21 protein-coding genes and 6 pseudogenes are annotated in these 23,847 nt (G+C 57.7%); 8 read left to right on the top strand and 19 right to left on the bottom strand.

The features are described 5' to 3' along the window. Position 1: 1 nt before the first annotated feature. The 3 genes and pseudogenes from gspL to gspG all read right to left on the bottom strand — a co-directional run bounded on the left by gspL (position 2) and on the right by gspG (position 2,603). Positions 2-1,174, bottom strand: coding sequence for a type II secretion system protein GspL (gene gspL, locus FFH21_RS11590; protein ID WP_041924523.1), 1,173 nt, complete (start codon positions 1,172-1,174; stop codon positions 2-4). Next, positions 1,171-2,166: pseudogene (gspK, locus tag FFH21_RS11585) on the bottom strand (type II secretion system minor pseudopilin GspK). The gene gspL and the pseudogene gspK overlap by 4 nt, the downstream one beginning before the upstream one ends. Next, positions 2,154-2,603: a type II secretion system major pseudopilin GspG gene (gene gspG / locus FFH21_RS11580; RefSeq protein WP_004664843.1), complete on the bottom strand. Its 450-nt coding sequence runs from the start codon at positions 2,601-2,603 to the stop codon at positions 2,154-2,156. Before gspG ends, gspK begins: the two are co-directional and overlap by 13 nt. Positions 2,604-2,771: 168 nt before the next feature. On the opposite strand from gspG, the gene gspI reads away from it, so the two are divergent. Continuing rightward, entirely contained in the window at positions 2,772-3,164 is a 393-nt protein-coding gene (gene gspI / locus FFH21_RS11575) for a type II secretion system minor pseudopilin GspI (protein WP_004660604.1), read from the top strand. Positions 3,165-3,169: 5 nt separating this feature from the next. Here gspI and FFH21_RS11570 read toward each other — a convergent pair whose 3' ends face one another. Next, positions 3,170-3,604, bottom strand: coding sequence for a type II secretion system protein N (locus FFH21_RS11570; RefSeq protein ID WP_011168417.1), 435 nt, complete (start codon positions 3,602-3,604; stop codon positions 3,170-3,172). Between the two features lie 147 nt (positions 3,605-3,751). Between FFH21_RS11570 and FFH21_RS11565 the strand changes: the two genes are divergently transcribed. Continuing rightward, complete coding sequence (locus tag FFH21_RS11565; RefSeq protein ID WP_050772261.1) at positions 3,752-4,171, top strand: type II secretion system protein GspH; 420 nt, start codon at positions 3,752-3,754, stop codon at positions 4,169-4,171. Next, complete coding sequence (locus FFH21_RS11560; RefSeq protein ID WP_004664836.1) at positions 4,168-4,779, top strand: type II secretion system protein J; 612 nt, start codon at positions 4,168-4,170, stop codon at positions 4,777-4,779. Before FFH21_RS11565 ends, FFH21_RS11560 begins: the two co-directional genes overlap by 4 nt. 76 nt (positions 4,780-4,855) lie before the next feature. Here FFH21_RS11560 and FFH21_RS11555 read toward each other — a convergent pair whose 3' ends face one another. Together FFH21_RS11555 and FFH21_RS11550 are read right to left on the bottom strand one after the other, a co-directional pair. Beyond that, positions 4,856-5,500: a glutathione S-transferase gene (locus tag FFH21_RS11555; protein ID WP_011168415.1), complete on the bottom strand. Its 645-nt coding sequence runs from the start codon at positions 5,498-5,500 to the stop codon at positions 4,856-4,858. Positions 5,501-5,542: 42 nt separating this feature from the next. After that, positions 5,543-5,728: pseudogene (locus tag FFH21_RS11550) on the bottom strand (LysR substrate-binding domain-containing protein); the annotation flags it as partial. A 53-nt stretch (positions 5,729-5,781) separates the two neighbouring features. Here FFH21_RS11550 and FFH21_RS11545 point away from each other — a divergent pair. Then, positions 5,782-7,041: an IS256-like element ISPsy17 family transposase gene (locus tag FFH21_RS11545; RefSeq protein ID WP_004666928.1), complete on the top strand. Its 1,260-nt coding sequence runs from the start codon at positions 5,782-5,784 to the stop codon at positions 7,039-7,041. Positions 7,042-7,104: 63 nt separating this feature from the next. On the opposite strand, the pseudogene FFH21_RS11540 reads toward FFH21_RS11545, so the two are convergent. Beyond that, positions 7,105-7,821, bottom strand: a pseudogene (locus FFH21_RS11540) (LysR substrate-binding domain-containing protein); the annotation flags it as partial. 158 nt (positions 7,822-7,979) lie between these two features. Between FFH21_RS11540 and FFH21_RS11535 the strand changes: the two are divergent. The 3 genes from FFH21_RS11535 (at position 7,980) to FFH21_RS11525 (ending at position 11,779) form a co-directional block, all read left to right on the top strand. After that, positions 7,980-9,545, top strand: a complete 1,566-nt coding sequence (locus FFH21_RS11535) for an MFS transporter (RefSeq protein WP_011168413.1) — start codon at positions 7,980-7,982, stop codon at positions 9,543-9,545. A gap of 11 nt (positions 9,546-9,556) precedes the next feature. Continuing rightward, positions 9,557-10,519, top strand: coding sequence for an LLM class oxidoreductase (locus FFH21_RS11530; RefSeq protein ID WP_004664832.1), 963 nt, complete (start codon positions 9,557-9,559; stop codon positions 10,517-10,519). A gap of 81 nt (positions 10,520-10,600) precedes the next feature. Further along, complete coding sequence (locus tag FFH21_RS11525) at positions 10,601-11,779, top strand: LLM class flavin-dependent oxidoreductase (RefSeq protein ID WP_011168412.1); 1,179 nt, start codon at positions 10,601-10,603, stop codon at positions 11,777-11,779. 49 nt (positions 11,780-11,828) lie between these two features. On the opposite strand, the gene FFH21_RS11520 is transcribed toward FFH21_RS11525, so the two are convergent. From FFH21_RS11520 to FFH21_RS30830, 11 genes and pseudogenes are all read right to left on the bottom strand, one after another. Beyond that, entirely contained in the window at positions 11,829-12,686 is an 858-nt protein-coding gene (locus FFH21_RS11520) for a DUF6282 family protein (protein WP_004664829.1), read from the bottom strand. Beyond that, entirely contained in the window at positions 12,683-13,456 is a 774-nt protein-coding gene (locus tag FFH21_RS11515) for a hypothetical protein (protein ID WP_004664826.1), read from the bottom strand. Before FFH21_RS11515 ends, FFH21_RS11520 begins: the two co-directional genes overlap by 4 nt. Positions 13,457-13,528: 72 nt before the next feature. Continuing rightward, complete coding sequence (locus FFH21_RS11510; RefSeq protein ID WP_011168411.1) at positions 13,529-14,500, bottom strand: nitronate monooxygenase family protein; 972 nt, start codon at positions 14,498-14,500, stop codon at positions 13,529-13,531. A gap of 77 nt (positions 14,501-14,577) precedes the next feature. Beyond that, the gene (locus tag FFH21_RS11505) at positions 14,578-14,940 is read right to left on the bottom strand and encodes an antibiotic biosynthesis monooxygenase (RefSeq protein ID WP_004660621.1); all 363 of its coding nucleotides are present in this window, start codon (positions 14,938-14,940) and stop codon (positions 14,578-14,580) included. A 40-nt stretch (positions 14,941-14,980) separates the two neighbouring features. Beyond that, complete coding sequence (locus FFH21_RS11500) at positions 14,981-15,463, bottom strand: flavin reductase family protein (protein ID WP_004660622.1); 483 nt, start codon at positions 15,461-15,463, stop codon at positions 14,981-14,983. 77 nt (positions 15,464-15,540) lie between these two features. Further along, complete coding sequence (locus FFH21_RS11495) at positions 15,541-16,254, bottom strand: RraA family protein (RefSeq protein ID WP_011168408.1); 714 nt, start codon at positions 16,252-16,254, stop codon at positions 15,541-15,543. Further along, on the bottom strand, positions 16,238-17,428 hold the full coding sequence (locus tag FFH21_RS11490; protein ID WP_011168407.1) for an isocitrate/isopropylmalate dehydrogenase family protein: 1,191 nt from the start codon (positions 17,426-17,428) through the stop codon (positions 16,238-16,240). The genes FFH21_RS11495 and FFH21_RS11490 overlap by 17 nt, the downstream gene beginning before the upstream one ends. Continuing rightward, complete coding sequence (locus FFH21_RS11485) at positions 17,425-18,453, bottom strand: nucleoid-structuring protein H-NS (RefSeq protein ID WP_011168406.1); 1,029 nt, start codon at positions 18,451-18,453, stop codon at positions 17,425-17,427. The genes FFH21_RS11490 and FFH21_RS11485 overlap by 4 nt, the downstream gene beginning before the upstream one ends. A 277-nt stretch (positions 18,454-18,730) precedes the next feature. Continuing rightward, a pseudogene (locus tag FFH21_RS11480) lies at positions 18,731-19,636 on the bottom strand (LysR family transcriptional regulator). A gap of 332 nt (positions 19,637-19,968) precedes the next feature. After that, positions 19,969-21,228, bottom strand: coding sequence for an IS256-like element ISPsy17 family transposase (locus FFH21_RS11470; RefSeq protein WP_004666928.1), 1,260 nt, complete (start codon positions 21,226-21,228; stop codon positions 19,969-19,971). Between the two features lie 112 nt (positions 21,229-21,340). Continuing rightward, positions 21,341-21,631 (bottom strand): hypothetical protein, encoded by a 291-nt coding sequence (locus FFH21_RS30830; RefSeq protein ID WP_041924781.1) that lies wholly within the window; start codon positions 21,629-21,631, stop codon positions 21,341-21,343. Positions 21,632-21,816: 185 nt separating this feature from the next. Here FFH21_RS30830 and FFH21_RS11460 point away from each other — a divergent pair. Next, positions 21,817-21,942, top strand: a pseudogene (locus FFH21_RS11460) (integrase); the annotation flags it as partial. 7 nt (positions 21,943-21,949) lie between these two features. On the opposite strand, the pseudogene FFH21_RS11455 reads toward FFH21_RS11460, so the two are convergent. Further along, positions 21,950-23,809, bottom strand: a pseudogene (locus FFH21_RS11455) (host specificity protein J); the annotation flags it as partial. Positions 23,810-23,847: the final 38 nt, after the last annotated feature.

Genomic DNA, 23,847 nt, shown 5'->3' with positions numbered 1-23,847 from the left:
GCTACTCAACGTCGCTCTCCGGCGTAGAAGCGGACGCATCGGCCGCTTGATCGGACATCTGGCTCAGGGTCCAGGTGAGATGATCGCGACTGGCTGTCAGACCCACCTGCGCCAGCGAACGCTGCAACGTATCGTCAACAGCAGGCTGGGCGTTATCGGGCAACAGTTGCAGCTGCAGGCGGCCATCTGAATAGGTCAGGCGCTGCACGCTACCTACAAGGAACGGCAGCGCTCCAGCGGCGCTTTTTACCAGCTGTTCGAATCCGCTGTTGGTGCCGGTGGCTGAACCGCTTTCAAGTGCCGCCACCTGCTGCCGGGCCTGCTGCAGAGGATTGAGAATGACCGGCAAGTGAGGAAAGGCCTGACTGACCCGCTGCACCATACCGGCCCTGAGTTGCTGTCCTCGGGCAGCCTCGCGAGCGGCGTACAGATTCAAGCCCAGCGCCCAAACCCCGACAGCCAGGCCGCAGCAGACCCATGCGGCGGTCCAGCCCGATGTCCTGACTTTCGCCGCCCCTATTCCTGCATGCAGGCTCCAGCCGGGTGACGGCCCGCTCAGGAGCAGGCCAGCCGATGTTTCCAGGCCTGCCGTGCCCTTGTCGTCCAGTCGGTGCAACTCGCTGCCGTTGGCCAGGTGCGCGTCAGGGGTCTCGGTCAGCCGCGGATGCACGCCACCTTGACCGGCACTGTGACGTAGCAGCCAGTGCTCATCCCGCAGCACGACACTGACTTGACCCGGTGCAGGCACAGGCAAGCCATAGGGCGCAGGGTAAAGGCCGCGCAACGACAGACGCGACTGACTCAGCAATCGGCTCAGACGTTCCAGCGCAGTTGCGGGCAACCAGCCCAGATAAACGGCCCCGTCAGAATAGCGCGGGCTGCTGGCGATGTGCATCAGCTCACTGCCGCCCAGTATCAGTCCCTGAGCGGCTAACAGCGCAGCGCTTCTGACCCGCGACGCAGTCAGCGGCGGCGTTTCGATCCGGGCCAGCAGACTGTCCAGCGGATGCAGAAACGCTTCCACCGGCTGCAGTGCACCGCCCTGCTTCAATTCCAGCAAATTGCTCAGGCCGCTTTCAACAGTCTTGCCCTGGCGGTCCAGCCGGACGAATAGCAGTGGCGTCTCCGGATTCAGTCGCTCCAGAGCAGGCAGGGCGATCCGCAACCGGCTCATACGCCGATCCGCGACCAGATAACATGAGGCACGCTGTCATCGCGCACATACAGCAAGGCCTCCATGCTGGCCTGACGTCCGTCTCTGCGCGCCTTGCCACGGAACACAAACCACTCGCTTGCTACTCCGATTTCAAGCCCGTCAGCCGCCTGGGTCGGCACCTGCATGCGAGCGATGATTTCCAGACGGTAGGCAAACCACTGTCCCCTGTCGCGCTCGGCCACCACCGTTTGCGCACTGGGCAATGACAAACCGGGCACCACCGCTGCCAGTACCTCGGCACTCGCTGTATTGCTGTTGACTCAGGTATTGGCGGGCAGAATGCACACGTAGAGTTTCAGCCGCTCCAATACCTGATCGCTCAAACCCTGCATCCCTTGCAGATCATCCAGGCTGCGCAGTGTCACCAATGATGCCGGGATGGGCTTGCGCGTCGCCGAAGAAGTCTCTCGCCCGCTTGCGAACATGCCGCTGACCTGGCCCGTTGCCGGAGTCGAAAAACGTGTGTATGAGCCAAGCACCCGCTGGCTGATGCTCTGGCAGAGAACATCACTGATGGAAATCATCTGACACAAGCGTTCGAAACTGCGCAGTTGACCGATTTCCAGCTGACCATTGCGCAGCAGGTTGCGCAGGTTGAATTTGCCCTGCTGGTCTTCCAGTTGTGCGTGAAAACCTTCTTCAGGTCGATCGGATGGACTCTGGCCGAGGGGCTGCGCCCACGCCTGGCCAGGATGAGTCGCCCGGCTCTTGCGACGTGAATCCCACAACAGCATGCGGCTCGCGTCCAGCCCGGCCATCAGCGCTGCGCTGTTCTGAATACGCGACTGCTCGGCTTCTACCGTGCGAATCATGACACTCTGACGGGTCAGCATACCGGCCGCGATGATCGCGACAATCGCGACGGTCAGCAGGGCACTGATAATTGCCCAGCCGTCTTGTCTGATTGCACTTGCCGGGTAAGTGCTCAGCGCCATGTTCAGAGCTGCCATGAGCCGATATCAGCATTGACACCCTCGCCATCGGGCTGACCGTCGGCACCCAGAGAAAAAAGATCCACCTCGCCGTTAACGCCGGGGTTCAGATAATGATAGGGGTGTCCCCACGGATCATTGGGTAGCCGCTCGACATAGGCGCGCCAGTTGTTTTTGTTGATGTTGGCCGGCCGCTCGACCAGAGCTTTCAGGCTCTGAGCCTGATTGGGGTAAGTGCCGTGGTCGAGGCGATAGAGCTTGAGCGCCTGCATCAGCCCTGCGATATCCTGCCGGGCAGCAGCAGCCCGCGCCTGGTCCGGACGGTCAAGAACCCTGGGCACCACAACAGCGGCCAGAATGCCCAGAATAACCACGACCACCATTATTTCGATCAGGGTAAAACCGTCCTGGCCGCGACGGCCTCCAGACCGAGGCTTGACGCGTGCGACATCCATATCCATATCCTTGATGATCCTCATCTGTCCCGCAGTGTAGACACCGCCGCGACGGGGCACGATAAATCTGCTCAACCCTTATGGTGAGCCATTCATGAACTGTCAGATGCTGGTCCGGTGCTATCGTTGTTGCCTGTATCGAGCAGGAGGATTTGCCAGGAGGCGCCCATGCTGCAACCGCACAAGGAGAAAGGCTTCACGCTGATCGAAGTGTTGGTGGCGCTGTTGATCATCGCCGTGGCAATGGCGGCTGCCGCGCGCCTGAGCGGGGTAATGACCTTTAACAACGGTGTGTTGCGCGACCGCGCCATTGCGCTGCTGGAGGCGCAGAACCAACTGGCCGAATTACGCATGATGACAAGGCTCAGGCCTGGTTTCACAACCCGCAAGTGCGATCAGGGCAGGCTCTCGCTGACCTGTGAACAGACGCTCAAAGCCAGTGCAGACGGAATGTTGATGCGGGTCAGTCTGCGAGTATTACAGCGGGACAACAAAGCGCCGCCACTGGCCCGCCTCGATACCATTATCGCCATCCGACGCCAGCCGAAAGAGTCTCCATGAGCGTTTCAACGACGCAGCAGGCTGGGCAACTCCGGCAGGCCTGCCAGGCTGGCGACCTTGAATCGTGTGCGCTCGGTACCCTGCTCGATCACTACTGCGTCACTCTCGATAGCCACCAGACGTACATCCTTGGCAAGCAACTCCCCCGCCAGATAGCTGCGCGCCGGTCTATCGTTGACAGTGAGAATCGCCACCGCGCCTTTGCTCCCGGTCATGACACCGGTGACCTTGATCCGGACCTGAAGTGGCTGGTTGGCGAACCACTGTCGGGCAGGACTGCCGACATTGGCAGTGGGAACGGCGCTTTCCGGCAACGGTGCGCGCACAGGCTCGGGCGCAAGCAGCAGCGACAACCAGAGCGCGATACCCGCCAGCGCTGCAATCAAGGCCGCCGATTGCACCAGGCGTGGTGCTGATAATGGATGAAACGAAAATGCCATGACTGAACCTCCTGTTCGTCTGCCGGGGCAGTCTACATCACTGCATCAGAATGCCTGGCACCTGCTTTGATCCGTATGCAAGCCTCATCAGGGAGCCACCGATCATGAGTATGGACACACAACGGGGGTTTTACCCTGATCGAGTTGATGGTGGTTCTGGTCATCATCGGCATTGTCAGCGCAACGGTGAGCATGAGTATCAAACCCGATCCTGCCGCTTTGCTGCGCAAGGATGCTGAACGCCTCGCACACATGCTGCACACTGCACAGATCGAGGCCAGGGTCGACGGTCGGCCAATCACCTTGCTGGTCGATGACAAAGGCTTTGGTTTCGCACGACGTGCCGAGCAAGGCCTGGACTACGACCGCTTCATGAACGACCCGCAGCTGCGTTTCAGAGCCTGGGAAACACCCTCCATACGCATCAGCGTAGACCCGGCGCAGCGAGTGGTGTCAGGTCCCGAATGGATCGTCGCGCCGCTGCGCATCCAGCTCTCTGACGGTGAACGATCCTTGAGCCTGCAGCGTAGCGCGCTGGGTCAACTGCAGGTGGTCAGCCCTCCATGAAGGTAAGGCAAAGCGGCTTCACATTACTGGAAGTGATGGTGGCTATCCTGCTGATGATCATCGTCAGCCTGATTGCCTGGCGTGGGCTGGAGAGCATGACTCGCACCGATATCCAGTTACGCGAAAGCACCGGGCACACCGAGTCGGTACTGCGAGCGCTGAACCAGTTGGAGCGCGACGTGGCCACGCGTGCAGGCGTCGAGCTGCAAAAACCGCTGCCTGGCGAAGAACCGGATCCGCAGGCAAAAACGTTGATACCCATCAGTATTCGCAGCGCGGAAAGGAACGGTATGCGCCTTGACGTCATTCGCAGTGCGGCCACGGCCGGTGAAGGACTACAGCGAATCCGCTGGTGGCTAAAGGACAACACGTTGTATCGCGCGGCCGCAGACAGCAGCAATCTCTACCCCCTACCCGCTCCCGATGAAGGAATAGCGGTGCTCGACCATGTCGTCGAGGCAAAAATAAGGGTCTGGAGAACTGTCGGAGGCTGGCAACCGCTCGACAGCCACAAGGAAGACAATCCCGACGGGCTGGAAATCGTGTTCACGCTACATACCCGTAATGGCGACGAGCGCTATCGAAAGGTGCTGGGGCCGCTGAATTAGCGAGCATTGCTTACAGGCGACTGAGGGACGATGGTTTGAATCCATTCTGGCGTCACGTCGTCAAAAGGGCCTGCTTCTACGCCTCAAGACGTCTCAAGCCACAATGAGGCCTTATCACTGCGCTGACCACCGGCTGGGCGTCGACCTGTAACAGCAGCTCATGAAAATCAGGCCGGGTGGTATGCAGATGCTCGCGCGCACCGCCCCATCTGGTCACGATGCAAGCCAGAATCTCAACTGCACCGGGATCATCACAACGCCAGAAGCCTGCATTAGCGAACAGATCCGCAAATGTCTCCCAGTTTTCATGCAACCGCGCACGGGTGCCGGTTTCGAGTAGCGTAGCCTGCGTTTCGTCGGAGCCCGACAGCCAGCGCTGCGGGTAATCGATAATCCCGATCGGGGCGTAGCAGTTGGCGGCGATGTAGACCAGCGCGCGAAGGGCTTGAGCGCGCAGGGCAGGCTTGCTGGGCAGCAACCCGGATTCGGGATGCTCCAGTCCCAGATGAATCAGAATTGCAGCGCTTTCGGTGAGCACCGTGCGATCAGCCAGGACCAGCGTGGGCACCTGCAGCAATGGATTGACCCGCCGCAATGCTTCCTTGCCTGGCCCCTCCTCCCACGCACAGGCCCTGAACAAGGTAAAAGGAACCGAGCAGCGCCAAAGCGCTGTCTCGATGGCTGCGGACCCCGAACCCTCTGTGCCAAAAAGCGTGTACATGCCAATGCTCCTTGTCAGGTGCTACATGCTCGGTCCGCGCAGTCACACAGACGCAGGAGCAAACAAATGGGCGTGCATAAAATCAATGAATACCCGCAGGCGCAGGGAAAGGTGCTTGCTCGATGGCCAGAGCAACCTGAAACTTCCGGTATGCACCGTGTAGTCGGTCAGTATTGGCACCAACTCGCCACTGCGAATGGCCGATGAAATCATGAAGTCTGGCAGGCAGAGACTGTCAGAAATTTTGTGTTCGGGCATAACATGTAGCTAGAGGTGCATGTATGCCGACCAAAAAGAAGTCCGCCAATGCAACAGCGAGGGAGTTGCCCTCGATTCCCCAAGAGCTGATCGAGCAGTTTGTTAAAGGCCCGATGAGCGCCGAAGCCATTCAAGACGCGTCCATGGCGTTCAAGAAGGCTCTGATCGAGCGTGCGCTAGGCGCCGAGCTGGGTCACCACCTTGGTTATCCTCAGGGCGCGGAGCGCCCTGAGGAGTCGACCAATCAGCGCAATGGCAAAAGCAGCAAGACGGTTCTGACCGACGACGGGCCGCTTCGCCTGGATATCCCCAGAGACCGCGATGGTAGCTTCGCCCCGATCCTGATTCCCAAGCACGAACGACGTTTTACAGGCTTCGACGACAAGATAATTGCCATGTACGCCCGGGGCATGACGGTGCGTGAGATCCGCGCTTTTCTATCTGAGCAGTATGGAACTGACGTGTCCCATGACTTCATCAGCTCAGTCACCGATGCGGTCATGGAAGAGGTGGGCGCTTGGCAGCAACGACCCTTGGAACCGATGTATCCGGTGATCTTCTTCGATGCGTTACGGGTCAAAATCCGGGACGAGGGGTTAGTGTGCAACAAGGCTATTTATCTGGCGCTGGGGGTATTACCTGATGGCACGCGCGACATTCTGGGTATATGGATCGAGAGCACCGAGGGTGCCAAGTTTTGGATGAAGGTGTTCAACGACCTCAAGACTCGTGGCGTTGAAGATGTTCTGATCGCCGTCACGGATGGCCTCAAAGGAATACCGGAGGCGTTGGGGGCGGTTTTTCCTGCCACGACGCTGCAAACCTGCATCGTGCATCTGATCCGCAACAGCTTGGACTATGCCGCTTGGGATAAACGTCGGGCACTGGCCAAAGCACTCAAGCCGATCTACCAGGCGATCAATGCCGATGTGGCTGAGCAAGAGCTTAACGCCTTTGAAGCGGGCCCCTGGGGCAAGCAGTATCCGACTGTAGTTGCTGCATGGCGTCGCGCCTGGGATCGGGTTATACCGTTTTTTGTTTTTCCGGCGGGCATTCGCAAAGTGGTTTACACGACCAATGCCATCGAGAGCATCAATGCCCAGTTACGCAAGATCATCAAGACTCGAGGGCACTTCCCGACCGATGAGGCTGCGACGAAACTGATATGGCTTGGGTTGCGCAACATCACCGCCAACTGGGGTCATGCGGCACACGACTGGAAAGTGGCAATGAATCAATTTGCGATCCTGTACGGAGACCGATTTACCAGACCGAGCTGGTAAAACAAGGGCCTGCCTGACGGCAGGCCCTAACCAGCCCGAACACAAAAAAACTGATACTCCCCGCAGGCAGGCAATTCCCAACCCCGCCCGCGCAACATCAACAAGAATTTCCGTCGTGTTGCACACCATCACCTGGGGCAAATCGAGATCATCGGCACCGGCCTCGCGACGTAGCGGCCAGTGTTCAAATTTGCCCGAAGAGGGAAACTTGTGCAACAGACAGGCGTGTCGACTCAAGTCTGCTGGATGTTGAGGTGTCCCGCGCCGGAAAAAATAGTCCGGAGCGCCGACGATTTTCAATTGAAAGCCCCCCATCCGCCTTGACATCAGGCCCGAGTCGCCGGGGTCTCCCGTGCGCAGTACGATATCAAAGCCTTCCTCGATGATATCGACCATGCGGTCGGAAAAATCGATGTCCAGTTCGATATCGGGATAGGTGCGCATGAACTCGATGATAACCGGCATGACCAGGCCGCTGACCAAGGGCAGGCTGATGCGCAATCTGCCTCTAGGCAGATCCCTGGCATTACTCAACTCCATTTCTGCCGTTTCAAGCTCCGACAGAATACGGCGACAGCGCTCCAGAAATATCGAGCCCTCCAGGGTCATGGCAATACTGCGCGTACTGCGATGAAAAAGCCTAACACCCAGGCCCTCTTCCAGACGGCCGATACTCTTGCCTACCCCCGACGATGAAATACCCAGGCGCTTTCCAGCCTGGGTAAAACTCCGTGTTTCCGCGACCAGAACAAACACCGCAATGCTACCGAGCGATTCCAATACCCACTCCTATTAAGGACAGCCCTGTCCTATACCTTCGGAACATAAGCCTGTTTTTGTTTGCAGACGCAACCCCTAATCTCCCGACAGGGCAACTGCCCTTGGATAAACGCGTGCAATGCACCGAAAACTGCGCACGCTTCACAGGGAAATTGCACATGACTTCAGCAAGCCAGGTTCAAGCATCGTCTGCTACCAGACGCTGGGGACAATTGTTTGCCGCCTGCCTGACAGGCATCCTGATTCCGTTGTGCTTCACTGGCCCTGCCGTGGTTCTGCCCTCGATAAACAAGGCGCTGGGCGGATCAGCCGTCGAGCTCACGTGTGTCATCAACGCTTACATCCTGACTTACGGCAGCGCCATGATGGCCGCTGGAAGCCTGACGGATATCTACGGCAGAAAACGCGTATGGCTGATCGGACTGGCGATATTCGTGCTGTCCACCTTTGCCATTCCGATGGCCTCATCCGTCGTGCAGATTGATGTATTTCGCCTGATTCAGGGGCTGGGCGGTGCAGCAGCGTTCGCTGGCGCAATGTCATCGCTGGCCCAGACCTTCCATGGAGCGGACCGCACCCGAGTGTTCAGCCTGCTGGGCACCACGTTCGGGATAGGCCTGGCCTTCGGCCATCTTGCGGCGGGCTCGCTGGTCGACTCGGCTGGCTGGAAATGGTCATTCCACGCAACGGCTCTTATTGGGGTTGGGGGGTTCTTTCTGGTGCTTTTCAGCGCTACAGAATCCAGAGCCCCCAATGCCACCGGCATGGACTGGCCAGGAGCGATCAGCTTTACCGCGGCACTGACCCTGTTCACCTACGCAATCCTGCTCGCCCCTGAAGACGGCTGGCCCCATCCACTGGTCATGGGCGGCATTATCGGTTCACTGTTGCTGTTCTGGATATTCATTGCAGTGGAACGGCGCGTGGCCAGACCCATGCTTGATCTGTCGCTGTTCAAGAGCGCGCGCTTTGTCGGCGTGCAGATTCTTGCGGCCAGTCCGGCATTTTTCTTTGTCGTGCTGATCATCATGTTGCCAGCACGCTTCATTGGTATCGACGGACTCAGCGCGCTGGAAACCGGACAGATGATGACCGCACTGGCCGCGCCCCTGCTGATCGTACCAATGCTTGCCGCACAACTGGCACGTCGCTTTACCTCCGGGCTGCTGTCCGGTATCGGTCTGCTGCTGGTGGCTGTCGGCCTGCTGTGGCTCGCGCTGGCGCTGGACAGCGGAGCAATCAAAACCGCCTTGCTGCCGATGGCCTTGATCGGCATCGGCATCGGTCTGCCCTGGGGATTGATGGATGGCATGGCGATCAGTGTGGTTGAAAAGGAAGGCGCCGGTATGGCTACCGGCATCTTCAATGCCGTACGCGTTTCTGCCGACGGCATAGCCATTGCGATCGCAGGCACACTGCTGGCCACGTTCATTCAGTGGGGCCTGTTCGATGCCCTGACGGGTGTCGCGCCTGATGTGGTGACAAACGCTGCCAACCGCGCCGCATTGGGCGATCTGCAGAATGCGATCAGCCTACTGCCCGGTCAGGCAGAACTGCTGCACCAACAGTACGCCACCGCGTTCCGCAATCTGCTGTTTATTCTCAGCGCCGCCACCGTGCTGACGGCAGTGGCAGTCTTTGCCCTGCTAGGTCGCGTGCGCGCTCATGACGAACCGCCACTCGAGCCATCCGACACGCTTGACCTGGCGGGAGAAGCCAAGTGAGCCCACATGAGATGACCGGAACACAGCGGCATCCTGCCTTTGCAAAGGTGTTCGCACCGGGCCATCTCACCTTCGGCCTGATTGCGCCGCTGGAAGGCTATCCCGACGCTGCAGCGCCGACCATGAAAAATCACATTGCCCTCGCAAAACAGGCCGACAAAGCCGGTTTTGCAGCACTCTGGCTGAGGGATGTACCGCTTCTCGACCCAGGCTTTGGTGACGCTGGCCAGATATTCGACCCTTTCGTGTATGCAGCACTGCTTGCTGCGGTGACCACGCAAATCTGCATCGGTACAGCCGGTATCGTACTGACGCTGCGCAACCCGCTGATGGTCGCCAAACAGGCCTGCAGCCTTGATGTGTTGCTGGAGGGACGCTTCCTGCTGGGGTTGTCGACGGGTGATCGGCCCGGCGAATACCCTGCATTCGGCGAGAATTTCGACACACGCGCAGAGCGCTTCAGAGAGGGGGTCGAGATGCTGCACGCCGTAACCGAGCACTCTTTTCCGGCCTTCACGTCGCGCCACTACGGGAAACTCAATGGCACGCTGGACCTACTGCCAAAACCTTTTTTCGGGCGGTTGCCGATGCTCGCCATCGGTCGCTGTCAGCAGGACATCAAATGGCTGGCCAACCATATGGACGCCTGGATATGGCATCAGAGTGGCTTCAACACCCTGCCCGACGTGATCAATCACTGGCGCGATGCCAACGAGCAAAAACGATTCAAGCCCTACGGTTATGCGACGTTCTTTGATCTGGAGGAAAACAAGGACGCGCCCATGAAAGTCGGCCGTGGCATCAGTACAGGGCGCAACGCCCTCATCGAGCTGTGGCAGCGTCAACGGGAACAGGGCGTTTCGCATGTTGCGCTGAACCTGAAACCACTGAGACGTCCGGCCACGGAAGTGTTACAGGAGCTGGAAGAGTATGTGCTGCCGTATTTTCCGACCCGACGCAGTGAGCATGCCTGAGCGAGTATTTCGCCTGCACGGCCACTGTCGGCAAAGGATCTAGCAGGGAAGAACGACATAAAACCGACCTGGGAGGTCATCATGCGCACTGAAAAAGCTTATCCGATAAAACCTAACCCGATGCGCAGCAGCCGCAACAAGATACAGCTGGGTGTTTTCTCCACTAACACCGAGGGCGGCTGCACCGTCACCAATGCGCCGGAACGCCTTCGCGGAGACGATTGGGCAGGTAATCTGGAAATCGCCCGGGTGGCCGACGATGCGGGGTTTGAAGCCTTCATACCGGTAGGCCGCTGGAAAGGTTTTGGCGGCACCAACAACACCGGCGGTGTCTGTTTCGAAACCTACACCTGGGCTGCCGGTATTGCCGCCCTGACCAACCAGATTGCCGTGTTCACCACATCGCACCTGCCCACGGTTCATCCGCTGTTTGCAGCCAAGCAGGCGGTGACCATCGATCACATCAGCAGCGGGCGCTTCGGGCTGAATATTCTGTGCGGCTGGTACGGCGCGGAAATGCGCATGTTCAACGGCCAGATGATGGAACACGACAAACGCTACGACTACGCGGAAGAGTGGCTGCACATCGCAAAAAATGCCTGGGAACAGCAAACACCGTTCAACTTCAAAGGAGAATATTTCAACATCTGCGACGCTATCTCGCAGCCCCAACCCCTCAACACTCCCTATCTGATCAATGCCGGCGGTTCACCGCGCGGCAAACGGTTTTGCGCCAAACACTGTGATGCCGCCTTCCTGATCGTCAAACACCTGGACGGTGAAGACGCCGTGCGTCAGCAGATTGCATCCTATAAAGACCTGGCGAAGCAGGAGTTCAAACGCGATATAAAGATATGGTGTTACGGCTACGTGGTGCAGAAGGACACGCAAGAGCAAGCGGACGCGTATCTGGACTATTACGCCAACCAACTGGGTGACGATGAGGGCTGCGATATCATCACCGGCGAGCTGGGCATTCAGACCGGTATTTTCACCCCGGAAGACGCCGTCCGTTTTCGCTTTCATTTCAAGGCAGGGTTTGCAGGCGTGCCGCTGGTAGGCACTCCGGAGCAGATCGTGGAACTGTTCAAGAAATATTCTGACTGGGGGATCGACGGCATCGCACTGACATGGCTGGATTACCACGAAGGCATAAAGGATTTCGTCAGAGAAACACTGCCATTGATGGAACAGGCGGGCCTGCGCGAAGCAATCACTGTCGAGGCAATCACTCCGAAAGTAGCTGCCGAAGTAGCCTGATGATGAGGACTCCTTGGCGTAGTTAGCCAGGGAGTCTTACCCGAACGATTTAAATGGCCAGCATGCGTTGTGGATTCAAAAGAGTCATCTCGGCACGACGCTCGCAACTCAAACCGAACGCGTCGAACCACTGCCCGCTCATCGACAGCCACTCGTGCACATCGACCTGACTGGTCTGCCCAAGGTCGGAGCTGTAGACCACATTGGGAACATGATTCAATACCTTAGTGAAATCCTGTCGGTCCTGATAGCCCAACAAGTAGGTCAGCGCCGTCTGTTCGATGTAGACGGATGGCTCACTGCCAATCACCGCAAGCTCGGCTGCTTTCAGACCGGTCAACGGGTTGGCAGGCTGATTGAGCATCAGCCTTGGCACACCGATGCGCAGTGCTTCCTCGATCAGCATCCTGACTTCATCGGCGTCGGCATGCCCTGTCGAGATGACCAGCGGATAGTCACGGGCCATTTTGAGAATATCCAGCGTCTGCGGCGTAAGGCGTCCGTTCTGCGCTGTCACTCTGGCAGGCTTGATGGGCTTTTCGCGCAACAGCGGATGGCTCAGGTTACGGGCCAGCGTGCTGGTATGCGTTCTGCCTGTGACGGTTGGCAAGTGAACAATGAAACGTCCAGGTTCATCGCCGCGCAAACAGAGGCTGCGCTCGACTACACGGTAGTCGATGCCGCCAGCGATCTCGTTCAGAACCACAGAACCGCTGACCGGAAAACCCTGATTGCGTGCTTCCCATGCCTGGGCAGCCGTGCACCCCAAGTGATTTTTCAATACGACCCGTCCCTGCACAGCAGCGTAGCGCCGGCCCGCCTCTATCGCGCCATGACGGCGAATGAACGCGTCAGGATTGGCGTGATAATGCACATCAATGAAGCCTGGCTCCTCGATCCGACTCATTGCACACACTCCGCTCTGGCGATCAGAAATGTATCGATGCTCTCCAGCACCCGGTCCAGATCATCCGCCAGCGGGCGCATCCCGCCATCCGGCACACACAGTGAGCGTTGTTTGTGGCCTTTGGTACGCAGCACATGACCCGCCCCCACCAGTTGCGACTTTTCGCCAAACACGCTCAGCACACGCCCTTTGTAATCGAGCAGGCACTCACTGATATCCAGACCGCTCAGTAGCCGGAATCCCAAGGTCAGACGCTGTCCCTGGGTTGATAGCGTTGCGTCATTCTCGCCGCCGGACGGGTGCTCATGTTTCTGGCCTTCAGGCAACACCAGATCGTCCAGCAGGCGTTTGGCTTGCTCGACATGCCCTTGTTCTGCCAGATCCGCCATACGTCCCAGCCTGGAATCCAGCAGCGCATCGGCTTTGGCGGGAGAAGAAAGCAGCAACAACGCAGGCGTCGACCGCAGTAATGAAGTGCCTGCCAACGCCTGTACCAACGCACCACCCAAGGCCACGCCGACGAGTAGATCCGGCACACCCCAAGGCTCTAGCGCGCTGACCCAGCGCTGGGTAAACCCGTCAAAGTCTTCGCCCGCCTTGACCGGCAGGGACAGGGAATCAAAAACCCTGACCTGATAACCCGCCGCAGTGAAATGCTCGATCAGCGGTTTGGCGAAGCCACCCGCGTCCCAGACCGGCATCACCGGTGAAAGAATGAATACGCTTGATTGCCCGACACCGAAGGTCTGGCAGGTGATGCAATGACTCATGGCTTTTGCTCCTGCAAAAATGACAAGACCCGCTGTTTCGAGCGGGTCCGGTCGTTGATCCATCCTGACGGGTCAGCGGGTCGTGCGCAGACGTTCAACACTGGTGGCATAGCCGCGCAGGGTTGACTCGATAATGAGCTGTGCGGGCAGCACCTCCTTGATCAGGTCCGCCACCTCGCCGGCCCAGATCGCCCTGATACTCACATCATCGGCCGCCAGTGCTGCTTCGTACTCAAGACGCAATTGATCGGCTGATGCAGCAAACGCCTGCTCCTCACCTACCCAACTGTCGGAAAATTTATTGGCGATCACTCGTCCGCTGTAGCCCTGCGGCCAGTCGATGCCGCGCACCTCATCGAAGATCCGGGTTCGCACCGTATCGCTCGCGACAGCCTGCACCAGGCGCTGTTTTACCCGTTCGGAAGGCAGTGCTTCCTGCGAAGCCAGAAAGCGCGTCCCCATCATCACGCCATCCATGCCGAGCGCAAGCGCAGCAGCCATGCCACGGCCATCGGCAATCCCGCCGGCACCGATAAGCACAACATCGTCACCCACCGCGTCGCGAACTGCCGGAAACAGCGGCAATGAAGCTCGGCGCAAACTGTGACCACCCGCCTCGGCGCCTTGCACGATCAGCGCATCGGCACCGGCGTCCAGCGCTTCTAGCGCCTGGTCGACGTCATGCACCTGAACGATGACTTTGGCGTTGGCCTGTTGAATGGGCCGGACGAAAGGACGTACATCACCAAACGACAACGCAACCACTGCCGGGCGGTACTCGAGAGCCAGCTGAAGCAATTCGAACTGCCTCGCCACGGTAAACATGACTAGGCCCACACCCCATGGTTGCTGCACGTCGTGCATCATCTCCAGTTCACGCGCCATCCATTGCGGATCGCCGTAACTGGCACCCACCAAACCCAGGCCACCGGCCCGGGAAACTGCAGCCGCCAGACGCCCTCCGGACGCCCCACCCATCGGTGCCAGAATCAGAGGATGTTCAATTCCAAGAAGAGAAGTCAGTGCTGTATTGATCGTGGCCATCGCCTGATACCTGTGAAAATCCGAGTGAATGTCAGACGAAGGCGACGTCTAAGCAGCCTTCGTCTGCAGCTAATGGATCAACCCGCTTTTTGTAATGCAATTTCAGGGGTGATGTACTCGGCCACGTTGTAGAGGTGGTATTCCCAGGTACCGGTTTCCTTTAACCGGGAGTATCGCAACAGAAACTCTTTGTCGATAAACAGCGACTCGAACTGACTGCGGTCACTCCATTGCGCCTGATTGATGACGGTCTTGCCGTCCGTGCTCTTCATCAATCGGCTCCATTTGAACGCACTGTAAGTACGTGCGACATAACTGACCGTTTCTTCGAGAATCTCGATAGCCAGGTTCTGAGCACCTTCATTGACCTGTACAACATTGATCAGATACACCGCCTTGTCATCGGTGACGGAGTGAGCATCGAACAATTCCATTTTCATAATCAGTTCCATTTATAAAAAGAAGTATAAGAACATGTAGTCAAGCCAGAAGCGGTGTTGAAGCCGCCGGTTTACCGTCTTGCCAGAGCAGCGGTGAAATCACCTCGGCCACTGCCGTTTTCTCGACCAGCCCGATAATGATCTCGTGAGTGCCGCAGGTCATTCGTTGGGCCACCGAACAGAAAAGCGTCGCCTGGGCGGTACGCAGATAAGGCACCCCCCGGTCCTGCTGCCAGTCTCCGCTTTCAAACCGCGCAGGCCCGTTGACTGCTCCGCCAAACACGCTGACCAGTTCAGCCTGCCCGGTTTGCAACAGATTGACCGAGAACTTTCCCCGCTCAAGTAAAGGCAGGTAAACACTGGCGCTGTGATTGATGCACACCAGAATGGACGGTGGGTCACTGCATACCGAACTGACGGCAGTGGCTGCCATACCGTAAGGCGTGCCTTCATGTTCGGTCGCCACAAGGGTGACGGTCGACGTCAGGCGGCGCATGGCTTTCTTGAAGGCAGCGACATCCATGTCGGGAGACTCGAGTGCGCTGTGTCGAGTGTGAGGTTCTGGCACATTTGCGTGTGCTGCCAATCGGGAAGCCTGATTCATGGCCGTTCTCCCATGCTGATTTTTTCAGCGTCCGTCAGCCAGGGCTGGTCGTAACGATAGGTGCTGCGGGCATTCTCCAGTGTCGAGCCCGTGGATATGGCCTCGATAATGCTGCGCTCAGTCTGCTCGACCGCCTGAGCACGGCGTACAACCTCGGCGGCCAGTTGCTGTGGAATAACCACGCAACCACTGCCATCACAGACCAGAAGATCACCGGGCCGGACAGTAACCCCATCAATGACCACAGGCACTTGTACCGCTTTGAGTTGTGCGCGGTTCTTGGCTGACTGCATGAAACGGCCACGACTGAACAACGGATAGTTGCACCTGATAACGGTATCGATATCACGTGCCACGCCATCGATAACAGTGCCTTTGATGCCGTTGGCCAAGGCGAAGTGGGTCATGATATCGCCCCATACCGTGCAGTCATGACGCCCGGCGTTGGAGCAAACAATCACCGCGCCGCAAGGCACCTGATTGATGTAGTTGGCCGCCCCCTTGAAGGTCGTTGGCGCATCGACCGCTTCGTACTGCACGGTGAACGCAACACCGACACAACGAGTGCCCGGCACTTGCGAAACAATACCCGGCAGCCCTCCATTGATCCCGAGACTGTCCAGTGCATCAGACAGCGAAGCGGTATCCAGATGTTCACATGCGTCCAGCACGGTTTGCGTATTTGCCACCGTTTCAAAGTGCGCTGACATAACGTTCTCCCTGAACTGAGGCCTGTTCGGCGCGGTAGCCGACAGAGCCGGCCTGCAACTCGATGCCCTGCAGGACAATCGCTTCGCCCACCTGGTCAGTGGTGTGGGAACCGCCAAGGTCGTAACTGCGAACGCCAGATTGTGAAACCAGGCTGACGGCGTGAGTGATACATGCCGCCTGGGCCGGGTATCCCAGATGTTCCAGCATCAGTGCAATGGCCATGAACATCGCGCTGGGGTTGGCCTTGTTCAACCCTGCATGAGCAGGTGCACTGCCATGTACAGGTTCGAAGTAAGCACCTGAATTGCCAAAGTTGCCGCTGGGCGCAAAACCCAGGCCACCCATTACGCCAGCACCCAGATCGGAAAGGATGTCGCCGAACATGTTCTCGGCAACAATCACTCCGAAGCGTTCGGGCCGTTGCACCATCCACAAGGCAACCGCATCGACATTTTCGATAACACCGGTTATGTCCGGATAACGCTGTGCGATTTCTTCGAAAATACCCCGTGCAAACGCACTGCTGTGCCGCAGCACCATCGGCTTGTCGACAAACGTGACCCGGGTGAAGTTGTTCTTGCGCGCGTAATCGAATGCGTATTCAAAAATACGAGTCAAACCACTTCGCGTCTGCAGGCGCAACGTGACGGTCGCATCCTCCTGCCCTTCCCGCTGCCACGGCGCGCCAAGTGCTTCGCGCTCTTCAAGCAAGGGCACCAGCGCATCCGGGACATGCCCGAAGTCCAGCCCCGCATAAAGACCTTCGGTGTTTTCTCTGATCACGACAAAGCGAAATCTGTCTTCACCGGTCATGTCAGTAACCGGGCGTACATTTGCGTACAGGTCCAGGTTCTGCCTGAGCTGAATGACCGGACTGACGTAGCGCCGGTTCCGGCCCTGAAGTGCCAGGGGCAGCTCTGCTTCCGCCTCTGCCAGCGGCTTGCTGGTTATTGCCCCCAGCAACGTTGCGTCACAGCTGGCCATGACTTCCCAGGTCTGGGCAGGAACCGTTTCACCCTCGCGCTTCCAGCATTCCCAGCCGATATCCGCCGGTATCAGATCAAACGGCAGGTGCAACGCTGCAATCACCGGAAGCGCCGCTTCCATGACCTCAATGCCGATACCGTCGCCGGGCAGAATGCATATACGCTTGCGGGATATTTGGGCGGTCATAGCGCAACTCCTTTTACGCTTTGCGACAGGTCACTGAAGATATTCGACAACGCCGCTCGCGGAGCAAGGCGCGCCACTTTGTCCTGTTGATGCATGACCTCGATCGCTCGGTACTCGGAGGTCAATTGAAAACGTTCAAGGGTGTCTGCCACCCGCTGACTGACATCGTAGGGGAAGTTGTAAGTGCCCAGAATGATATCCATCAGCGGGCTGGGCATATTGTTATGCGGTATCGAGTTGGCTGTGACAGCGGACAATTCGATCACCTTGACCAGGTCAAAACCGTGGCTGACGCCTATACGCTCCAGATAAGCCACCAGCATGCTCAAGTGAAGATTCCCGGCGCCTTTACCCATGCCGCAGATGGACGTGTCGATGTATTCAGCACCGGCCTCGATAGCCGCCGATGCATTCGCCAGCGCCAGCGACAGATTGTTATGGGCGTGAAACCCCAGTGGCACCAGCAACCGGCTTGCGAGGCGACTGAACAGCCGATGCACATCGGCTGGCAGCATATGACCGTTGGAATCCGCACAACAGATGATGTCCGCACCGGCACCCTCTGCACGAGCGGCCGTATCGAGCACGGCTCCCGGCGTCTGCGATGTCACATGCGTTACATTGGCGCTGACACTGAAGCCGTGATCCCGGGCCAGTGACAAGGTCGCCAGCCCTTCATCCAGTTGATCGTGGCGCAGACAGACACGAATCATCGAAACACCCTGCTCCTTGAGCATGACGAAGTCATCTACCTTGATGTTTTTAGGGTGAACCATAACCGCCAGCTCAATGCGTCCAGCGGCGGCCTGCGCAATGTTCTCAATAAAGCGTGCGCCTACATCACTGGTCAGCCCGTGCTCGCCCTTCGGCGCAAATGATCCCTTGCAGTAACCAATTTCACAGAGGTCGACGCCTGCATCCGCCAGGCCTGAAATAATAGCCCGAGCCTGGTCTTCCGTGAAGTTGAAGTTGTTTCGATAACCACCGTCACGCAATGTAACGTCGAGAATCTTTATGTCGGCCATGAGAATCTCCGGCTGTCCTTAGGGTGTAAACAGGGTGCTTGAGATGATCTTGCCACTGCCTCTATTCTTGTAGTTATCCAACAGCGCCGCACCTGCAAACATTGCCGAGCCGACACCTGAACGTCTCGGAGTTTCGAATCATTAACTTCTTAACTCGACATTGATCCTCGTCAAAATCGACCGCATTGTAAATTGTCGATATTTGATCAGGGGATGGGAATTTTTTCACCGTCACCTTATGTGTCTGCCGAAATAACGACTTCTAGCACTGGCCCGACTAGCGATAACAGCTTTCTACATAATTCATCGCGGCCTGAATGGAAGCCACCGCGCGCAAGTCTTCATGCACGCCCAGCCAGACATCAACCTCCAGCGGTGCCGACAGCTCTACCCGGCACAGACGAGAGTTTGCCCCTACCGCAAAACTTGGAAGCAAGGCAATGCCCACACCGGTTTCCGCGGCGCGAATTTGCAGTTCTACTGTTTTGGCTTCCAGCACGAAGGGGCGTTCACCGACAATATTTCTGAGTCAACCGTTCTGACTGTCGCTCATCAGTTCATTGTCGTAGGCAATAAACTCATAGTGCTCCGGGTGCCGCTCCTCCAGATAAAAACGTGCGCAATAAAATGAAAATGAGGCGGTCCCGTTACGTCGTGCGACGATGCCACTTTCAACCGGTCTGGAAAACCGTATGCACAAGTCAGACTGGCAACTGGATAACGACGAATACTGATGATCCCCCAGCAAGCGCAGCACAATGCCGGGGTGCATGGCACGAAACGCCCCCAGTTGCGGCACCAGCTTCTCGACCGCCACCGAGGGCGGCGCGCTGATGGTCACTTCCACACCCTGCACTACCTGCGCGGCAACAGCGAGACGGCCAATGGCCTGGGTCTGCGCCTCGATCTGCCGCCCGATAGCCGCCAGACGCCGCCCTTCATCAGTCAACTCGTACAACCGCTTGCGACGGTCGACAAGCTTTACATTCAGGGATTTTTCCAGCGAAGCGATACGCCGCGAAACAGTAGCGTGCTCCACACCCAGCACCTTGGCAGCGCCGCTCAAGGAACGGATGGCGGAAAACATCACGAAGTAATGCAAGTCCTCCCAGTCAAAACAGACTTTCGGTTTTCTGAACAGGTTATTAACGTCAAGGGAAACTGATCCATCCAATGGAGTCATTGTCATTCAAGTCATGTCCTTATACGGTTCGCGCGAATAAAAGTCTTCATTACGTATCGACGATGAGTAGTGGCAGACGTGCAGAACGATAAGGATAATGCTGATAACTTCCTCAGGCCCGAAGAGCGAGCGGGTGCCGCTGGGTAGTTTAGATTATTGGCGGGTGGGTATTGCGGAGAGGGGGTCGGATGTTTTGGGACGGGGGTGTCCGGAGTGAGGGTTTTGCTAGAATGACGGCTCTGAAACAGAGGTAAGGTTTCAAGGTACGAGTGGGAGTATCAGTTTTTTTGTGTTCGGGCTGGTTAGGGCCTGCCGTCAGGCAGGCCCTTGTTTTACCAGCTCGGTCTGGTAAATCGGTCTCCGTACAGGATCGCAAATTGATTCATTGCCACTTTCCAGTCGTGTGCCGCATGACCCCAGTTGGCGGTGATGTTGCGCAACCCAAGCCATATCAGTTTCGTCGCAGCCTCATCGGTCGGGAAGTGCCCTCGAGTCTTGATGATCTTGCGTAACTGGGCATTGATGCTCTCGATGGCATTGGTCGTGTAAACCACTTTGCGAATGCCCGCCGGAAAAACAAAAAACGGTATAACCCGATCCCAGGCGCGACGCCATGCAGCAACTACAGTCGGATACTGCTTGCCCCAGGGGCCCGCTTCAAAGGCGTTAAGCTCTTGCTCAGCCACATCGGCATTGATCGCCTGGTAGATCGGCTTGAGTGCTTTGGCCAGTGCCCGACGTTTATCCCAAGCGGCATAGTCCAAGCTGTTGCGGATCAGATGCACGATGCAGGTTTGCAGCGTCGTGGCAGGAAAAACCGCCCCCAACGCCTCCGGTATTCCTTTGAGGCCATCCGTGACGGCGATCAGAACATCTTCAACGCCACGAGTCTTGAGGTCGTTGAACACCTTCATCCAAAACTTGGCACCCTCGGTGCTCTCGATCCATATACCCAGAATGTCGCGCGTGCCATCAGGTAATACCCCCAGCGCCAGATAAATAGCCTTGTTGCACACTAACCCCTCGTCCCGGATTTTGACCCGTAACGCATCGAAGAAGATCACCGGATACATCGGTTCCAAGGGTCGTTGCTGCCAAGCGCCCACCTCTTCCATGACCGCATCGGTGACTGAGCTGATGAAGTCATGGGACACGTCAGTTCCATACTGCTCAGATAGAAAAGCGCGGATCTCACGCACCGTCATGCCCCGGGCGTACATGGCAATTATCTTGTCGTCGAAGCCTGTAAAACGTCGTTCGTGCTTGGGAATCAGGATCGGGGCGAAGCTACCATCGCGGTCTCTGGGGATATCCAGGCGAAGCGGCCCGTCGTCGGTCAGAACCGTCTTGCTGCTTTTGCCATTGCGCTGATTGGTCGACTCCTCAGGGCGCTCCGCGCCCTGAGGGTAACCAAGGTGGTGACCCAGCTCGGCGCCTAGCGCACGCTCGATCAGAGCCTTCTTGAACGCCATGGACGCGTCTTGAATGGCTTCGGCGCTCATCGGGCCTTTAACAAACTGCTCGATCAGCTCTTGGGGAATCGAGGGCAACTCCCTCGCTGTTGCATTGGCGGACTTCTTTTTGGTCGGCATACATGCACCTCTAGCTACATGTTATGCCCGAACACAAAATTTCTGACAGTCTCAATTATTAGTTCACTACACCCCACCTCGCCTATTACGCTGAATGCTACGAACCATGAGATCAGGACGCTTTGAAAGCCTTCAGGTCCATCTTGGCTTTAGCCATGAGGTCTGGAGTCATAGGCCTACCCTGATTATCTAAAAGCACTGGGGTGCATGCACAGCGACAGCGCACACGGTTATCCCCCTCTGCCCACCAATCAAGCATCTCCTGCCCGGTGAAGAGCTCACCATGCCTTTCAACATGATGTTCTCTGCTGGTGGGTGTCAGAGCCAACAGGTGCATGAATTTTACGGGTATGCCGAGACGCGCTGAATCAGAGATGTCGTTCTGTAGCTTGCGAATCCGCATTTCATGAAGTTCTGAATCAGAAATTCTACCGACCAAGATTGCGCTCCTCGTTAAGACCCTCATCAAGTTAATAGACCACTTAATCAACTCACGCCACCCTTCGGAATTCGATATGAGCCAGCGCCACCAAATACGGATAGGCGACTGCATCGACATAATGCGTACGCTGCCAGATGAAAGCGTGCATGCACCGGATGAACGACTTTGCTTGGAAAAAGGCAACGGTGCGCGCGGCGAAACTTTGGCAGGAGGAAAACTTTCGCCCCGCTCTCCCAGGCTATCTGTCCATCAGGATTCACGACTTGAGGCACCTTCGGTATCCACCACAGCACCGAAGTCGATGGCGTCAAACTTGCTCGGCTCGTGCTGAATGCACTCGAGCTGGTACTGGTGCCATTCTGGGCGCGTGATGTTGCGCACCAGAAACTGCATGGTTTTCAGGTCGTCGTATTCGAGTATCCAGCCGCATTCGGCTTCTGGCACCTCGCTGAAGCTGGCGGCGACAGTTACCCGCCGACCGGTGAGCGAGGTGATAACCCGCGCCTCGGTCTTGCCGCTGGGCAGGTTCACCCGCAGCTTGGCACCGGTCGGAAGATCGATGTCACGGTCAACGGTGATCACGCGCCCCGCCACTGAGCTGATCCGCCCGCCGTTAGCACGACCGGCCAACATAGGGTCAGCCACGGCAATGATCTGCCCTGTCTTCGGAATGCCGCCGTCAAGGCCAACACGAAAGGTCCCGCCCCTCGTCTGAGTCTGCTCGGTGATCAGCGCGTACTGGCCCGCGCGCTGCGCCTGGGCGAGCGATGTGCAGCCATAGGCCTCTACGGACAGTTCATTCACTGACCCGCTTTCGGCCAGCGCCACTTCATCGAATACCGGCTCTTTGTCCGTCGAAAAACTCTGGTCCGGGTTGTCCCAGGTCACCATTGCCAAGTTGTGGCGGTCGCGCGCCCGGGTGCCCGAATACTGGATTTCGCCGTTGTTGAGGATCTGCGAAGGGTTGTAGGTGTAGACCGGGTCGCCCGGCATGTCGGCGTTGAACGTGATCTGACTACCATCCCAGGTGCTCATACCATGAAAGATGTTCGACAGGTCTTGCAGCACGGCGTAGGCATCTGCCTGTTTTTGCAGGTAGATATTGCAAGTCATCCGCGGGTGCATGCCGCCCATGCCGTTTGGCACCATCTGGTCGCAATACTGAGCAATGCGGTAGAGGTTCCAGCGGTCCACCATCGTGGCATCGATCCGGTGCCCAAGGCCGTAGTAAGGGTTCAGCGCCAGGTCGTAACACACCCAGGCCGGGTTGTTCGTGTAGGCCTCTTTGAACGTGCCGTCCCATATCCCGTTACTGGTGCCTGCGCCAGACGTGGCATAGGTCCGCGTCTCCGGGTCGTAGTTGGCCGGCACGCGCACGATGCGCCCGCGCATCAGCACGGCAATCTTGGCGATATCGCCGCCGAACTGCTGGGCGTCATACTCAACACAGCCCACAGCGGTGAGTGGAAATTCCTGATCGCTGTCTACGACCTCGGCCACCGCCTCAACAAACATCGCGTCCTGAACCAGCGAGCTGTTGGCCTCTGGTGTAATCCGGCGAACGCGCATCGTCCAGCGGCTGCCCGCAGGCAGGTTTAGCCGATGACTGCGCTCATATTTGGTGACGTTCTTGCGGTCTACGTAGTCCGCCAGTACCTGAACAAAAGGCCCGCCGTCAGTAGCCAGGTCAATCGCATAATCGATTCGAACGCCGTTGATATTGCCGCTCTGGTCTTGCGACTGGAGCTGCGGCCAGCTGAAACGCACACGAAGCGCGTCAAGCACCGGATTGTTAATGGAGCGCAGATAAGGCGTGGTGCTGAGCAGCTGCTGGTTTACGTCGACTTCGTTGTTGGACTCGGCAATGCCCTCAAGGCGCTGCTGGTTCAGCTCTCCATTGCGAAACTGCCACTTCACGCCCGGGAAGTTGACAGTGCCGTCCTCGGCCACCAGCGGCGTTCCGTCGAGCTTCACTGAGCGCAGGCCGTCCACTGGGCCAACGATCGGCCCCCAGCTCCACAGGTAGACGATGCGAGCGGTAGCGATAGAAGCCGTGCTGTTCTCTGCAATCGTCGGCTGCTTCTGGCTCGACTCGCCGCCCTTGGCACCTTGAACGACGAGTTTGCGTGCTGCGCCCATGCGGATCTCCAGGCAATAAAAAACCCGCCGAAGCGGGT

Source organism: Pseudomonas sp. KBS0707 (assembly GCF_005937945.2).
Taxonomy (GTDB): domain Bacteria; phylum Pseudomonadota; class Gammaproteobacteria; order Pseudomonadales; family Pseudomonadaceae; genus Aquipseudomonas; species Aquipseudomonas amygdali.
The sequence above is the reverse complement of the archived record's forward strand: the minus strand, read 5'-3'. Positions and strand labels throughout refer to the sequence as shown.